Genomic DNA, 16273 nt, shown 5'->3' with positions numbered 1-16273 from the left:
CCGGGCGCTAGTTGATGGTAATTGCAGCCGAGGCCTGCTCGACGTCATCCGCACTCAGCGGCCACAGCGCACGCAAAGTTCCGCTGGGAGTTTGTGCCTTGACCTCGAGGGCGACAGCCACCTGGCTGGGAGATTCCAGGACCACGGAATCTGCAGACGGAAGATCCAGACTCAAGGTCTTCCCCGCTTCCACGGTCACCGTCTGCGTGCCAAGGCTGAGCTGAACTCCGCTTTGCGAATGCACGGGAGTGATGATGAGCCGTGAGTGGATTTCACTGACACCGCTGGGTTTTTCTTGGGCGGTTGCTCGAAGTGCGGTGGCGCTCAGGCTTTCGCGCACCATCGATTCAACGCGCTGCGAGGAGGGAAGCTCGGCGCGAATGAGCGCAGGAGAAGCCGCGATGCTGGAACGCATTGCCCAGCGGGAGCCTTCTGAGTATTCCTCTTGCTCCGTATTCGTGACAATCTGTGCTACCAAGGCTCGATCAGCATGGACACGCAACGTATAGCGCTCATCGGTCATTCCACTGAGTGGGACATCAACGACCGTTCCCGCGCTAATATCCATCTCGCCACCGGGGACATTGAAAGTCCCGGCCTCGCTCGTGTAGCTCAGGCTGACGTGTGCGCTAGCATCATCGGAGTTTCCTGAGGGCGGAACAAAGAGACGCAGGGTGCTTGTCCCCTGAATGGATACGCCTTGCAGCACGGTCTCTTCACGAGGCCGCGCGGCGGGGATTGTCGTCGTCCCCTTGGGTGTTTCTCCCTGCATGGCTGAGCTCTGAGTCCATGTAGCCACGCCTTGTCCATCAGCGCGAATATGAAGAACAAGGGCAGTTTCTTCGGGGAAGAGACCGCCAGCCAGCACGGATTGCGTCGAATGTGCGGGAACAGTGAGCTGGTGCGTTTTCACCCCGAGCGGCCCATTGAGTCCGAATGCCTCCAGGCTCACCACAGAAGGAGAAGAATTGGGATTGGCAAAAGTGAGGACAAGATCTTCGCCCGTCGTCGAGGACCCCAGCACGCTCCACTGATCTGTTGAAGGCAACTGACACGAGCTCATGCTCAAACCGCGCAGTTCTCCCCCGCCCTGGCCAAGAACTCCCAGTGATGCAGGAAGCGTCTTGGCAGATGTATCTGCGTGCAATACCTGAAAATTCCGCTCTTTCTCTATTGTTCCAGCGGAGTTCCACAAGGTAGGAGAAGCGACTTTCCCATCAAGATCAAAGGGGTTAATGATCCCGGGCGGACACGCGTAATTGAGGGTCTCGGGACTGGCGTGAACGATCTGCGCAGAAGGGAGCGAAGGATCATGAAATACCCGGCCCACTCCCCAGGATCCGGCGCCCAGAAGGCCAAGCGCAGCTGGAACACTTATCAGGGCGAGTATGCGGTTTCTATTCGGCGTTGTCATACTCGTCCTTTCTTCCTCGAAGGAGCGCGGCGAGAAGAATCACTGCGCCTACCGCGCAGGCAATCTTCCACGCAAGGATCAGCGGGGAATAGTAGCTAAGAGTCACTTCGCCAGCTTCGGGAACGGTGAAGGCTTGTCCCCAGCCGTTCGTCGGCTCAGCTGCGCTCAAACGTTTCCCGTTGAGCGTGGCAATCCAATGAGGATTGGATCGTTCAGCAAGTCGCACAACGCCTGGACCAGAAACGCTTGTTCGGGCACCGATAACCCCGCTAGCAAGCTCAACGCAGGGAGCCTCTTTCGAGGCCTCGGTAAAGCACAAGCGCGCAGGTTTGCTTCCATCGGGGCGCACTCGCCACGCACTTCCCGCTTCTGTTTCACCAATTTTTTCAATTCCCGGCGCACGATCCAAGGTCTGTGTAATGGACGCGGCAGCGGGGCCTGAGGACTTCACGATGATCGTGTCGATGTCGTGAAGAGCCAAGTGCCTGGCAGTAGCATCATCCGGGAAAGAAACCAGCGTTGCGATTGACGTGGACAATTGCGAGGAAGCAGCGTCGCTGCTCGCGTTCATTCGCTCATGCAGTTTGATCCACGAGGCCACGGTGGAGTGTTCGCTCCACGCTGGCCCCGCCTCGCGCCAGATTCGTACGTCGAGGTCGCCGTCGGCACCAATGTTCATGACCATAACTCGCGCGTCCCTCGAAGAGTTCTGCGCGTAACGAGATACGAGCGGGACCTGGGTGCCCGCGAAGCGCGCACTCCACTGATCTGAAGGAATAAGAGGAAGCCAAGCCGAGGTGCTCATGATAAGGAATGGAATCAAGGCGATGCACGCCACGCTTGTCAATGCAAGGCGCCCGAACTTTGACGTGGATTGCGTTTCTTCGGCGCAGCTGAGGATCACCAGAATCAGGAGCAGCATCTGGAGGCTTGAGAGCGCACCACCCCAGCCGAAGATCGCGGAGCTATCGGAGTCTACTGCAAGGCGCGAAACCAGGAGTGCACCCAAGCCGGCGGCGACAACTCCCGCCATGAGCAGTGGAAGAGCCGCGGGGAAGGAAGTCTCGCCTCGATGATGGCGAAGCGCGCGAAGAAGAGCGAACACAGCCCAAGCCCACACGCAGATCAGGACCAACGCTGAAATGATCATCCACTGAAGTGAGGAAGCTGCGGGGAGCCCCCACGCACCCAAACCGTAGGGTGATCGCTGGAAGGAAGCAGCGGCCTCGGCAGGGATGAGGAGGGCCGGCCAAGCGCGCGCGGCCACTGCATCGATAAGGAAGGGAAGGGTAAGTAGCAGGCCCGGAAGAAGCGTCGATGCGCGTGCGGGCACACGCAGCAATGCAAGCAGCGCAAGGAGAGCAAGAAGCGGATATGCCGCAATGAGGATCGCTCCAACAATCGCTGCGCGCGCCCACGAGCGACGCATCATGAAGCTCTCGCCGCTGGAGAGATCATGCAGGGACCCAAACCACAGAGGAAGAAAAACGTGGACAATCAGCGAGGCCATTCGCCCGCTCATCATCGCCAAAAGTGCGCTGGGCATTGCCGCCCATAGACACATGAGAGCCACGCGGATGGTCGAGTTACTCGTGAAGCGCGAGGCAAGAGTGTCCAAATTCCATGCGGCCCATGCGGGGGCAGCGATCAGAAGAATATGGAGAACAGCCGTAGGAGAGATTCGGATCAGGGCAAAGGGAGCGCAGACGATGCTCCAGATCAGGACGATCGGATCGACCGCGTGCGCGTTTCCGTCACCCGCAGGAAGCCAGCCGGACCAAGCGTAGGTCCACAGGTCGGTGAAGCCTTCGGGTAAGCTCCGCCATGCTCCCCCGCTGATCCCGCCGAGGTCCGAGCGGAAGATCCACAAGCTTAGGACAAGAAGACCCACGCAGGTGATGAGGCGTAGTCCGATGTCACTCCTGCGCTTTTCACGCAGAGCGTCTTTCCATGATCCCTGTGTATCGTCAAGGTGAGCGCTGCGCCGTACACGCCGCATTCGCGTGGCATCCCAGCGGCTCGTGAGCAGGGGGCGCAAGCTTGAGCGCGGTTGACTTGCGCAACGACTGTGGCGCGAGCGGGAGGCAAGAATGTGGGGAAAATGAGCGAAGAGTCCAAGCCATGCAAAGAAGCGCGCATAGGCTGCTGACGCTCGCCCGCACAGGAGAAGACCCAGGCATGTGAGGGGAATCCACACGAGGGAGGCCAGGGTCTTCGCAATGAGAGACGCGGGGCTGGAAATCAGCGTTGCAAAGTAGAACTCACTTGAGCGGCGGATACGCAGTGCCGAGGCCGTGCGAAGCTTGCGTGGGGAGGACAGCTGGAAGTGGGTCAGGTGAGCGTCGGGAGCTGCGACAACGCGATATCCGCTGCGGTGGAGGCGCCAACACAGTTCGAGGCCCTCATTGTAGGGGCCAAGTGCACGATCAAAACCGCCAACGTGTGAATATGCCTTCGCTAGGACAAGGAGTCCCGCACTACCTCCGGCAAGTACATCGCTTGTTCCGTCGTACTGCCCCTGATCGATTTCGCCGTCAAAAACTTCGGGGACTCGACGTCCCGAAGATGTTGCGCGAATTCCTAACTCACACAGAGTTCCATCCGGGCGAAAAATCTTTGGAGTAACGGCTGCGATGGAGGGGCCCTGGCCTGCAGCTTTCAGTTGTTCTTCGAGGCAGTTCGGGGATGGCTCGCAGTCATCGTGCAGGACCCATAGCCAGTCATGGCCTTGCAGCAATTGCCCGCATTCTTTGTCCTTAGCCAGTTTGGCAAGGGTATCGCTGAGATTTCGAGTTCGGCCGGCAGAAAAAAGAAGCGCACCTTCTGGGAGGTCTTCAGCGACGATGACCTGACCGGAGGATAAGGGTGAAGTGCGGGGAGCACGAACATCGCAGACGATGAGTTGGTCTGGGAGTCGAGATTGTTTATCGAGAGCGTCAAGAAGTGAACGCAGCGCGGGGGTCATTCCCCGTGCGACGATGATTGCTGCAACAGTCCCCTCATACGAGGGGCTCGTGCGCACCATTAGATGGCCGAGCGACGCAGACGACGACGTTCGCGCTCAGACAGGCCACCCCAGATACCGAAGCGTTCATCATTGGCCAGAGCATATTCGAGGCACTGCTGACGCACCTCGCAGGATTGACAAACAGCCTTGGCTTCACGAGTTGAACCTCCCTTTTCAGGGAAGAATGCTTCCGGATCGGTCTGCGCGCACAGCGCGTGCTGTTGCCAGGCAAGGGGGCCGTCGGAGAAGGGAAGGTCTTCGACATCGGAAGTGTCGGACCACTGGATCGGTCCTTCACCCAGAATGTTCCACACGATATTTTCCCCTCTGTGTGATGGTTTGTAACAAAAAGGTCAATACGAGAATTACACGCGTGTCGTTCGCACCTGTCAAGCCGATTGAGGTTAAAGAAGGCGGCGAAAATAGGGGGTGAAAACACTGCACGAATTGACACTTTGTGCAAGTCCAAAAGCGCACAAAACCGCCATTTCCGCGGAATTACGCCAAAACCTGAACATCTTTCTGAATGCTTCCTGAGAAATTAAGGCAAAAACAGCATATTTCCGCCATTTCAGCTACCCTTTTTTCATGCAAGCTATCTCACATTTTCTCTCCGTCGCCCAGAACGCGAATCGTCCAATCTTGACCCACTATCACAGTTTTCGAGATGAAATCTCGGGTCCCGTGGCGGCTCGCTGGGTCGCAAAAATGGCGAATTTACTTGCATCAGACCTGAGCCCCAACCTCTTTGGTGACAATGAAACTACTCCGCGCATCCTCATTAACCTCCCAGCGGGCTGGCAGAGTATATTTTGGCAGGTCAGCACTGATTTGATGGGCTGGGAGACCCAGAGTGGCACACTTTCTCAGGATTCACCCAGCATCGCTTTCAGCTTCGATGTGCACGTGAGCGACGAGCTTGCACCCCTTGAAGCAAGCACTGGAGCATGGCGCCTGGCCCATTCCACCGCTCCCCTGGCTATGCGTTGGGGAGGTTCTTTACCCGCTGGGATCCTTGACGCACTGGCCGAGCTTATGGCTCAAAGCGATCAATTTGAGTACGAGGCATTGGAGAGTGCCCCAGGCCTAGATGACTACATTGCACAAGTAGAGGCCGACGAAGATGCCCTGTTCAGTGCGGCCTCGGAACTGGGGACGCCTACGCGCCTCGGCCTCTACACCGAAAACTTCCCAAGCGCTCCCCTGCTTACGCGCCTGTGGATGGATGGCCACGGCGTAGTGGTCGTCGACAAGTCGCATTATGGCGCCCAGAAGGCTCAGGAGATCTTCGCCAGCGAAAAGGTCCGCCTTATCCTGGATTAGAACCTGAAAGTGCTGCGTGCAAGGGACTGCTCAACAGTCCGTTAATGGCGCGGGTGAAGACCTCATCACTTCTTCAGGTGAAAGATCTCTGTTCCTGCTCGATTGATCTTTGCTCCATCACCGGTTTCGGTATCCCAGCAAACCATTGCCTCGCTTGTGCTGGCACACACGTCATTGCCAGCATAAACGCTCTCTCCATAGGAAAGGGTTCGCAAACGCTCGCCCTGGTTCGTAGGAAGGGGTCCATCTCGACGAGCGGCAATTTCTGGCATTTCCCGATCTTCGGAATAACCTGCGAAAAAAATGGTATCTTTCGCAATCGGCTGTGAACCTGGGAATAGCACCTGCTCGCCGTAGGGCTTATCTACTCGATAGGAATCGACCATGCACAGTTGCAAAAGGTCGCCGGCAAACCAACAGTGAATGTTTCCAGAGGGTGAATTCACCCAGATTCCTCTGGCATCTCCGACATCCTCCAAGCGGCTTGCCCCCTGGGGAATCGTGCCAAGAGTTGGGGTCACTCCCCTATCTTCAGCATTCGCCGTGGCACTTTGCGTCGAGGTCGTGGGAGAAGAACTTTGGGAAGCCTCGCTTTGCGCACTCCCCTGCGTTCCATTCCCGCTTGCCGAGGCCGAGGGAGAGTTCGGCGCATTCCCGCCGCCTGTGTGGGCCGTGCAGGCAGCCAGAGTAAGGCTAAACAGACCGATGAATGCGACGGCAGACACTTTATTGATGGGACCACGCATGACAGAACCTCCAACAGCGTTGTGTGGACGTGTTGGAAGGAAGTATATCTACTTCTTGCGGGTAAAAATGAACCTGTACCCCAAGTAGTTACACACTGCTCCGGTGCCCATGGCAACGATCTTTGCGGCTGGCTTGAGTAGGGACAGCGAAATCCCCAATCCAAGAGCTGGAAGACCGTGGACAATCACCCAAATGATGGCGGATTGAAGGACCATTCCCGTAAAAAGAGTCAATCCCGCAAAAGAAAAGAACGAAGCCCAGGAAAAACCTTTTGCTTGGAAGACGAAGTGCTGATTAATCCAGTAGCTCACGCATACGGTGATGACTGTCGAGGTGATATTCGACGGGATCACCGGAAGATCGAAGCCCACCGAAAGCAGTGAAAATAGCGTAAAGTCCAGAAGCGAGGTTCCAACACCCACCAAGAGGTAACGGTAGAAGGAACCCGCTTCAAGAAGACGTTTCCACGCCTTTTGAAAGACGTTCATAGATGCGCTGTCGCTTATCAGTTCGGGAGCACCGAAGAGTAGCGCAGGTACGCCAAGCGCATGGCTTCGCGGCGGGTCTTCAAGTTACCCGATTGCAGCAGTCCAACCACGAAGGACAAGACGCCGACTATGACCAGCGAAGATGCCAATACAGCGCTGGGGAGCTTCGGAACATTGCCTGCCTGGATGAAATGCCAGATGACGGGAGCTCCGAAGCACAGGGCCAGAAGCATGAAGATTGCGGAGAAGATCCCGTAGAAAGCCATGGGGCGTTCGTGCGCAACCAAGCGACCAATCAGCCCGAGAATACGGAAGCCATCGTGGAAAGTACGCAGCTTGGATTCTGAGCCCGCGGGGCGATCCTTGAAGCCGACACCGTACTCGGCCTGAGGAACGCGCAATGCCATGGAGTGGACCGTGAGTTCGGTTTCAATCTCGAACTCACGAGAAAGCGCCGGGAAGGACTTCACGAAACGGCGAGAGAAAACACGGTAGCCGGAGAGCATATCGGTGACAGTATCTCCGAAGAGGAAGCCAACCAGGGAGTTGAACATCTTATTGCCCTGGGCATGGCCCGGGCGGTAAGCGGAGTTGTCCTTGTCGTCAACACGGCAGCCCAGAACATGATCAAGGTTTTCGCGAACCAACAGGTCGATCATTTCGGGCGCTGCCGAAGCATCATAGGTATCGTCACCATCGATCATCACGTAAACATCGGCATCGATATCTGCGAAGGCACGACGCACAACGTTGCCCTTACCCTTGCGGGTTTCAGTGCGAACGATTGCGCCGGCTGCGGCTGCAACTTCAGCGGTGCGATCCGAAGAGTTGTTGTCGTACACGTAGACTTCAATTCCGGGAACTGCATTCTTCAGGTCCGTGACAACTGTGCCAACTGCGGCTTCTTCGTTGTAGCACGGGACGATTGCTGCGATACGCACCTTGAATTCCTTTTCTCCGACGTCGGGGGTCACAGGCAGAGCCTGCACTCATGCGTATAGCCTAGCGAAGATCACTGCAATTTAGCGAGACAGCGCCCCCGGCAAGTCTGTTTTCTAACAGCGCTTGGCGCAGACAATTACCTTATTTGACGCCCTCGGGATTGTTCGGATGCTTGTACTCAGGTATTCGTCGAGGAAGAAGCCGCCGGCAAGCCCGCACTCTAGGGCCGGGAAAGCACTTTCAAAAAAGCTTTTTCGCACGGCTGAACAACGAGCCGAAAAATTACGAAACATACAGCTAAAAGCACCAGATAAATAAGCACGATACTCAAAGACGCGTATGCAAGTCGCCATACTCCACTGGGGCTGGGAACCGAGAAAACAAGTCCCCACAGGTGGGGCTTAAAAATAAAGTTCTCGTGAAGAAGATAGACGCCAAAAGTTGCTGGAGAAAGCGTCAGGACAAGGGAAGAGATTCTCTCATGCGTCGAAGCATGCGTACGGCCTGAAATGTACTGAAGCGTCATGATGAAAATAAGCACGCCACAAATCACGGAAAGGATCGGAGACGCCCCCGTACCGGCTGTGAAGAGATTTCCTGGGTAGTACAACTGTTCCCTGAGGAAAGAAGAACCCGCAATTGTATGCGTACCAACCATGCAAATGAGCGCACAGAGTATCATCATCACCATCGCGAAATACCAACGCACGCGAGGCAGGCGATCTTCGTGTCGACGAATCAAAGCCCCGATGAGATAGAGAGTGCACAGATAGGACGCATCGGTAAAAGCCCATGTGTTTGCCGGGTTCAGAATATGCCAGATAAAGGTAATCCACAGCGATAGGCACAGCAGTGCCCCGTGCTGCCGAGCTGAGGTCGCGTCAAGAAGAATATTGATATAGGGCGCGACAATCACCATCACAACGTATGCACTGATGAACCAGTACGCTCCGAATGTCACTGGGAATACGGACATCAGGATAGAACGAGGATTGACAAAATACTGGCTGGATCCTACAAGGAGCGAGAGAACAAAGTAAGCACCCCATAATCCACACGAATATATGAAGGTCTGAATCCAGATTTTTGCTACTCGTGTGAACGGGCTGCGTGTACTACGTGATAAAAAGTAGGCTGAGATAAGAACGAAAATCGTCACGCCTACTTGTCCCGGCATGATCGTGACCGCGTGGAGTGCTGATTTCCATGACTGGGCGAGTGCTGGATCTATCCGTGAGGGAGAATCATCGGAAGCAAAATAGTGCGTCGCGACAATAAGGAACATCGAGAATATACGCAGAAGTTCGAGTTCCCAATGACGTTTCGCGGCTGGCTTCCCAATTTGTGCAGCACTCATTTTTGTTCTTTCCACCTATGATCGACAGATCAAGAACTCATTTTCGCGTGAATAAGGGAAGGTGTGAGCAGTTTGAGCCGCTCGCACCTTCCCTTATCTCACAGACCGAAAGTCTTTTCCCAAGCCTGGACGGAGACCAGTTCTGGAAGAGCTTCCCGATACTCACGACTGAGCGAGGCCCAACGACGAATGAGCTCCGCGTGTAGCGCAATGCTCTCTGTCAGAGCACGACGGTAGTGCTTGGCATCGCGCTGGTAGCGCCATGCTCCGGAGCCTTCTGCGTTCGATACCAGCGCAGAGTTGAGGTTTGCGAGCCTCCACCAACGAGCATCCGTGCTGGAGAGAACATCCTCAACACGATCTTCACGGTGTTCTCCTTCAGGCAGGAATTGCTTGGTGATACCAGCGATTGCTTTCGAGATGAACTGGGCACGTGAATCCGGCTTTGTTCCCACTGGAGCGGGCTTCTTGCGATGCACCGCCGGAAAGTCTGCGGCCTCAGTCATCAGGCGCGCGTCCGTGTATTCCTTTGCCTTAGCACGTGCCTCCGCAGCGCGGGTGTGCATTGACGGGTGCAGGTGGCCAGGGCCAAGCAAGACATCCTTGAGTCCTTGGCGGCGCAGATCGGCGCTGTAGTACTGCAGCGAGAGCAGCGCGCGAACGTCCGAGGCCAGCGAAGTCTTCGGGAAGGATGCACCGCGCGGGTAGGGAGAGTGCAGCAGTGCTGCAACCCAACGGTTGCGCTGGTGGAAGTAAGCCTGCCAATCCAGACCGTCGTCTTTTTCGGTCCACGGCACGTGCCACACGGCAGCGCCGGGCAGAGAGACCGTCGGGAATCCGTGCTCTGCTGCACGCAGACCGTATTCGGAGTCGTCCCACTTGATAAAGAAGGGCAGGGATAGACCGATCTCAGCAACGACGGGCTTGGGGATCAAGCACATCCACCAACCGTTGTAGGCAACATCGATGCGGCGGTTCAGGCGAGGATCATTGCGGATGGTGCGCTGAGCCAAGTCAACCGTTGCGAGTTCGGGGTTGACAGCTCCCCACCAGAACTTGTGAGCATCGATAGTCTCACCCATCGAGTGCAAGATCGTACGCTCATTCGCATTGAACATGTGGCCGCCGACAATCGTCGGGGTCAGCGTGTGCTCTGCGAAGGCGAGGGCGCGGAGCAAACCTTCAGGCTCGATGACGGCGTCATCGTCGAGCAGCAGGACGTAGTCCGAATCGGGGTTCTTGAGCATCTCGTACATGCCGCGAGAGAAGCCACCGGAACCACCCAGGTTCGCCTGCTCGATGACACGGAGTTTACTTCCCAGTTCTTCTTGAAGACGCGGGTAACGCTCGCAGTCCTTCACGTTCTTATTGCCCTGATCGACAATGAGAATCTCGGCGATGTGTTCAAGGACATCGGGTTCTGCTTGGAAGCGCTCCGCTTGCGTCAAGCAGTCTTCAGGAAGGTTGTAGGTGGTGATACCCACGGTCACATTGGCGTGACGGTCACCTTCGCGCGTAGGCACTGACCAGGTTCCCCATTCCAGTTCGACGTCTTCCTTGAGAGCAGTGATTTCCGGCCAGATCCAGCCACCGTCACCGAAACGGTTCAGCGGAATATCAAAGCTCAGTTCACCAGATCCTGCCCGGGTTGCAACGGGAGTAAAAGTACCGCGCGCAGAAGAACGCATGACCTCAACAACGGCCCTCTTTGACAGCTTCAGAGTCAGACGAATATTTCGAACATCCGTCCAACGCTGCCAATAGGAGGCAGGGAATGCATTGAAGTAGGTTGCAAGGGAGAGACGTTCACGAGCAGGAATGAGCATTGACGTGCGTGTTGCGTCGACGCCGCGCGGCATCTCAAACTGCCGAAGAGTCAGGGCCTTCTCGTCTCCTTGCGACGCACTCAGCGCCGCGCTGGAAGGGGCAACTCCCCAGTCCACATAGAGCGGCCACAACGAGGTGTCGCTTTCTCCTGGAAACACTACGCGCTGAACGGGAACCCACTGCTGTTCGGTCACAGTTCTTTCAGCGACCGCTTCACTTTTTTCTTTCACGCGACACTCCTTCATTGTGTGCACTTATGTGGCAAGTCTATGTGAGAAAACGGAAGAAAATCTATGTCACAGCACCGCAGAGGCGTTGACTCTTAGCCAAGACCGCAGGCAGTGATCTTGTAAAGACTGTATGGTCCGCGTTCCAGAACACGCTCAAAACCGGGTGTTTCCGGAGTAATGTTCCGAATGCCGGTCCAAGGTGAGTGTTCATCAAAGATCTGTCGATGACGCTCAAGAACAATCGCGTAGCGGATATCCTCTTGTTGGATCACCGGACAAATTTCTTGCGGGTCTTCGGAAACCTTATACAAGTCATTCATGATGACAAGAGCATCCGGCTTCATCTGGCCAATCCAGTTCCCCGGCATGGAAGTGAAGACAACTGGCAATCCACTGGTTGCGTATCCAAACATCGAACCATCGAAGGGATCATTAGCGACCTTCCCTTGAGTTCCGGTGATCTGGCGCGCCTCATCCATGAAGGCAATCTCATCAGAATAGGTGTAGTGATCCTGACGGTCCTGGGCATGGTCATTCATCGTATCAATGCGCCACTTGATATTTCCCCCAGTCAGCGTGACCGCCGCGATCAGAGCATAAACGAGCGCAGAGGAAATGAAACGAAGAGCGGCGCCCTTGGGATGTGATGTCTTCACAAGACTTTCGATCAGCCACGCAAGAGCAAGCGCCATCAACGGAACCGCAAGGATTGACATCGCACCGGCGGGGCGATAAGAGTCGTGATACCAGAAACCCGTTGCGATGTTTCGGAATTTACCTTCAAAGCCCGCACACAAAACATAGAGCGCGGCGATGAATGCGTAGGAAATGACAAGCCAGGCCCGACGGTATTTGATGACGGCAAGAAGACCACCGATGGCAACGCCAATGGCAAGGAGCCACTGTGCAGCCAAACGCACCGATCCTGCATTCGTCGACAGAAGAAGGACCGCCGCAATCGCGCGTTTTGGACTTTGGAAGGAATCCCAACGCCATGTAACGGTGCGTTGCATGAACGGAGCTCTATACAGTGCATACCACAGGCAAGCTGCCAGAGCGACCAGCACAATTGCGACCAAGGCTGCCTTAATAGTGCTCCCACTCGAACGACGCACCTGGTTGAAAGCAAGAGCAACCACGTAGGGGAAGAGAATAACCGCAAGGGTGAAGACCGAGTTGGGCTGAGCCAAGGCAATGGCTGCAAAACCACCAATAGCAATCAGAATCAGACCGCAGAGCTCAGCACCCTTGAATTGCTTGACAAGAACGCCTCGAAGCAAAAGAACAAATGCCGCAAGGTAAGCAGGCGCGAGCGCGTAGGAGAAGAAGTTTGAGTACAAGACTCCGAAGGCAAGCAATCCCCAGGGATATGCCGCAAAAAGCGAAGAAACCAGAACGGCAAAAACTGGCGATAGGCGCACCTTCTTCCCAAAAAGCACGTCCGTCAGAACGGCAGAGGAAAGCGGCCAAATGGTCAGCAAAACCACCAAGCACGAGGCGTTAATCGCAACCGTCATGGGGGTTCCCAAGCCGGAAATCACCATAGATACCCAGCCGTGCCACAGAGCGGGATAGAAGTGGGAGCCAACGGTGCCGTCAACAGCTGCGCTATGAAGTGAGGATCCGTCTCCGCTTTCGATCAGCCAGCGGATCACTGACATATGGAAGGGGGTGTCGTAGGTCGAGAAGAAAGCCTGGGGAGAGGGAACAGAGCGGATGAAAACTCCGATTGCGATCACTGCATTAACAATCAGTGCCCCAACCAGGCCGATGGCACGCGACCCCGCCCAGCCCGAGAAAAGCCTCTTATAGTTCTCAAGCCAATGCCTTGGCCTCGAACCACACAACCACATGATCCCCGCAACTACGATGAACACACCGATGTCGCAGCATAGGACAAACTTCAGGCTCCAGTGTCCTCGAATAACGCCGCTCGCAAGTGACGCGAAGCCCAAGATCGCTGCTCCCGTCACGGGTGCAAAACCGACCGTATAGAGACGTTTACGCAGGAAAAGAGCGTTAACCGCAATTCCGGGAATGTACAGGATCGCAGCCAGCACAAGCGCCGGAACGATCACCGAGAGCCATGCCATTTTCTCTCCTGATCTAGGTGCGAGGTATCAGAGGGAACGCAGTCGATCGACTGCTTCTTGCGCGCTTCCATCAACAAGAAGCTCACCGTGGTGCAGCAGCACTCCCCTATTGCACAGGCGCGCAATCAGGTCCAGGTCGTGGCTCACAATCACCAAGGAGGTCCCTTGTTCTTGCATCTCATGGATACGATCAAGGCACTTGCGCTGGAAGGGTTCGTCGCCCACAGCCAAAATCTCATCAACAAGGAAGATATCCGGGCTGGTGTGCACTGCGACTGCGAAAGCCAAACGCAAGAACATACCCGAGGAGTAGAACTTCACCTCGGTATCGATAAACTTCTCAATCTCCGAAAAAGCGACAATATCGTCAAAAGCAGCTTCGATCTGCTCTTTACTCATGCCCAGAATTGCGCCGTTCAGGAAGACATTTTCCCGGCCCGTCAGGTCTGGGTGGAAGCCCGCACCGACTTCAATAAGACCGGCCATGCGGCCGCGGTATCCCACTGAGCCCTCGTCCGGGGTAATAACACCGGAAATGAGCTTGAGCATGGTCGACTTACCTGAACCGTTGAAGCCGATCAGACCGATTGAGTCTCCCTGTTCGACCGTGAAACTCACGTGGTCAAGGGCTCGGAAGTGATTGACCAATTGGCTGCGGCGCCCCGTCAGGCTCCAGACCAAACGATCCTTCAAGGTGTGCGTATTACGCAGTGCGAATTCTTTAACAACATCTTCAACGCGAATAACTTCAGTCATCACAGCTCCTGGGCGAACTTGGGATCCATGCGCCTGAAAGAGACCTCGCCAAAGATGACAGCGCCAAGAGAAATCAGAAGAGCAATTCCCGTCCACAGGCCCAGATTCGGGAGGTACGGATTCGCAGCAGTATCAACCAGCGTCGGCTGCCAGAACCCATAGTGGAAAAGCTCAACCGCAATAGTCAGCGGATTGGCCTCGTACACCCACCACAACCAGTGCCAGCCGTGGGCATCCAAGACGTCGCGCACGCTAAACCACGTGTACAAAACGGGAGACACCCACGTAGCCATCATCAAGATCAGGTCAACGAAGTTCTCTGAATCTCGGTAGAACACGTTGAGTGCACCCGAGAAAAGGCCAATCCCCAGTGCGAACATTGACACGATGAGGAAGGCCGCCAGGATTGCCAAAACTCCCCATACAGTTGGATGCCAGCCAAAAAGGAGGGCACCGACGAAGAGAACAGCGACCTGCGGAAGGAAGTGAACAAGAGCAACCCACATTGCCGACATCGGGAAGAGCTCGCGGGGAAGATAGATCTTCTTCACCAGCGGCGCGTTGCCGACGACAGATCGGGTTGCGTTGCCAAAAACTTCCGAGAAATAGTTCATGAGAACCACGCCGGAGAACATGTAGATCACATAGTTCTCCACGGCGCGGTTCATCTTCATGAAAACGCCAAGCGCGAAGTAGAAGACCAAAAATTGGGTCAACGGCTTCGCGTAGCTCCACAGCATTCCAAAGATCGAGCCGCGATAGCGAGCTCGCAGTTCCTTGTGAACGATCAGGCTGGTCAGGTAGGGCTGACGGAAAACCTCGATCAGTCCCGATGACTTGCCCGGGGTTTGAAATTGCTGCGATGCGATGTTACTCAACGAGTGGTCCCATCCTCGAACAAGGGGGCAAGCTCGTTATCGAGCATCGTCAGTGCCGAAGCGATGGCCATGTGCATATCCAAGTACTTGTAGGTACCAAGGCGGCCCCCGAAGAAGACACGGTCTTCATTCTTCATAAGCTCACGGTACTGCTCCAAGCGTTCGCGATCCTGCGCGGTGTTCACCGGGTAGTAGGGCTCGTCGCCATGATCAGCAAAGCGAGAGAACTCGCGGAAGATCACGGTCTTCTCATCCTGGTAGTCACGCTCGGGGTGGAAGTGACGAAATTCGATGATTCGCGTGAAGGGAACGTCGATATCGCCGTAGTTCATGACGGAGCAGCCCTGGTAGTCACCGGTGTCGACGACTTCCTTTTCGAAGTCGACGGTGCGCCAGGACAGGTCACCTGCCGAGTAGTCGAAGTAGCGATCAACCGGGCCGGTGTAGACAACCGGAACCTTGCCGACGACCGCGGCCTTATTCAGCGGGTTCTCGGGATCGAAGAAGTCGGTATCCAAGTAGACATCGATGAGGTCCGAGGCCACCATGCGTTCCATCCACGCGGTGTAGCCATCCACCGGCAGACCTTCGTACTTATCGTTGAAGTAGCGCGAATCATAGTTGTAGCGCACGGGAAGACGCGAAATGATCGAGGCGGGAAGATCCTTAGGATCGGTCTGCCACTGCTTGGCCGTGTAGTTCTTGAAGAAGGCCTCGAAGAGGGGGCGACCAACCAGGGAAACACCCTTGGACTCAAAGTCGGTGATCTCTTGGCCGTCAACTTCTGCTGCCTGCTGGGCAATGAGGGCGCGGGCCTCGTCCGGGCCGTAGGCGGCGGAGAAGAACTGGTTGATGGTTCCCAGGTTCACCGGCATCGGGTAGACGACACCATCAACGGTGGTCCATACGCGGTGAACATAAGAGGTAAAGGAAGTGAAACGATTGACGTACTCCCACACGCGCTCATTGGAGGTGTGGAAGAGGTGTGCACCGTACTTATGAACTTCGATACCGGTTTCCGGATCAATCTCAGAGTAGGCATTGCCACCAAGGTGCGAGCGACGCTCAACGATTGCAACACGGAGGCCCCAGCGGGATGCGGCCTGCTCAGCAATTGTCAGGCCGAAAAGGCCAGATCCGACGACAACAAGGTCATAGTTCACGGTCGAACTCCTTTCAATCCCAGTCAGTATAAGCGAAAGAACTGAGTG

General features: G+C 55.7%; 13 protein-coding genes. 1 reads left to right on the top strand and 12 read right to left on the bottom strand.

Annotation, left to right across the window (positions count from 1 at the left end):
* Nucleotides 1–7 precede the first annotated feature (7 nt).
* The 3 genes from BQ8011_RS05205 to BQ8011_RS05195 are packed head-to-tail and all read right to left on the bottom strand — an operon-like array spanning nt 8 to nt 4735.
* Nucleotides 8–1414: a DUF5719 family protein gene (locus BQ8011_RS05205; RefSeq protein ID WP_231945273.1), complete on the bottom strand. Its 1407-nt coding sequence runs from the start codon at nt 1412–1414 to the stop codon at nt 8–10.
* The gene (locus BQ8011_RS05200) at nt 1398–4439 is read right to left on the bottom strand and encodes a glycosyltransferase family 2 protein (RefSeq protein ID WP_072455425.1); all 3042 of its coding nucleotides are present in this window, start codon (nt 4437–4439) and stop codon (nt 1398–1400) included. The genes BQ8011_RS05205 and BQ8011_RS05200 overlap by 17 nt, the downstream gene beginning before the upstream one ends.
* Nucleotides 4439–4735 carry a WhiB family transcriptional regulator gene (locus BQ8011_RS05195; protein WP_034502825.1) on the bottom strand — a complete coding sequence of 99 codons (297 nt, stop codon included), beginning with the start codon at nt 4733–4735 and terminating at the stop codon, nt 4439–4441. Before BQ8011_RS05195 ends, BQ8011_RS05200 begins: the two co-directional genes overlap by 1 nt.
* A 274-nt stretch (nt 4736–5009) precedes the next feature.
* Between BQ8011_RS05195 and BQ8011_RS05190 the strand changes: the two genes are divergently transcribed.
* The gene (locus BQ8011_RS05190) at nt 5010–5744 is read left to right on the top strand and encodes a TIGR03089 family protein (RefSeq protein WP_072455423.1); all 735 of its coding nucleotides are present in this window, start codon (nt 5010–5012) and stop codon (nt 5742–5744) included.
* A gap of 65 nt (nt 5745–5809) precedes the next feature.
* On the opposite strand, the gene BQ8011_RS05185 is transcribed toward BQ8011_RS05190, so the two are convergent.
* From BQ8011_RS05185 to glf, 9 genes are all read right to left on the bottom strand, one after another.
* Nucleotides 5810–6490, bottom strand: coding sequence for a hypothetical protein (locus tag BQ8011_RS05185; RefSeq protein ID WP_072455421.1), 681 nt, complete (start codon nt 6488–6490; stop codon nt 5810–5812).
* Nucleotides 6491–6538: 48 nt separating this feature from the next.
* On the bottom strand, nt 6539–6979 hold the full coding sequence (locus BQ8011_RS05180) for a GtrA family protein (RefSeq protein ID WP_072455419.1): 441 nt from the start codon (nt 6977–6979) through the stop codon (nt 6539–6541).
* Between the two features lie 17 nt (nt 6980–6996).
* Nucleotides 6997–7953, bottom strand: coding sequence for a glycosyltransferase (locus BQ8011_RS05175; protein WP_072455417.1), 957 nt, complete (start codon nt 7951–7953; stop codon nt 6997–6999).
* A 188-nt stretch (nt 7954–8141) separates the two neighbouring features.
* On the bottom strand, nt 8142–9278 hold the full coding sequence (locus BQ8011_RS05170) for an acyltransferase family protein (RefSeq protein WP_072455415.1): 1137 nt from the start codon (nt 9276–9278) through the stop codon (nt 8142–8144).
* A gap of 98 nt (nt 9279–9376) precedes the next feature.
* Nucleotides 9377–11335, bottom strand: a complete 1959-nt coding sequence (locus BQ8011_RS05165) for a glycosyltransferase (protein ID WP_083429936.1) — start codon at nt 11333–11335, stop codon at nt 9377–9379.
* Nucleotides 11336–11427: 92 nt separating this feature from the next.
* On the bottom strand, nt 11428–13428 hold the full coding sequence (locus tag BQ8011_RS05160) for a DUF6541 family protein (protein WP_072455411.1): 2001 nt from the start codon (nt 13426–13428) through the stop codon (nt 11428–11430).
* Nucleotides 13429–13455: 27 nt separating this feature from the next.
* Nucleotides 13456–14184 (bottom strand): ABC transporter ATP-binding protein, encoded by a 729-nt coding sequence (locus BQ8011_RS05155; RefSeq protein ID WP_072455409.1) that lies wholly within the window; start codon nt 14182–14184, stop codon nt 13456–13458.
* Nucleotides 14184–15062, bottom strand: coding sequence for an ABC transporter permease (locus BQ8011_RS05150; protein ID WP_034502809.1), 879 nt, complete (start codon nt 15060–15062; stop codon nt 14184–14186). Before BQ8011_RS05150 ends, BQ8011_RS05155 begins: the two co-directional genes overlap by 1 nt.
* Nucleotides 15059–16225 carry a UDP-galactopyranose mutase gene (glf, locus tag BQ8011_RS05145; RefSeq protein WP_019126215.1) on the bottom strand — a complete coding sequence of 389 codons (1167 nt, stop codon included), beginning with the start codon at nt 16223–16225 and terminating at the stop codon, nt 15059–15061. Before glf ends, BQ8011_RS05150 begins: the two co-directional genes overlap by 4 nt.
* Nucleotides 16226–16273 lie beyond the last annotated feature (48 nt).

The sequence above is a fragment of the Actinomyces marseillensis genome (assembly GCF_900155605.1).
Classification (GTDB): Bacteria; Actinomycetota; Actinomycetes; order Actinomycetales; family Actinomycetaceae; genus Pauljensenia; species Pauljensenia marseillensis.
The sequence above is the reverse complement of the archived record's forward strand: the minus strand, read 5'-3'. Positions and strand labels throughout refer to the sequence as shown.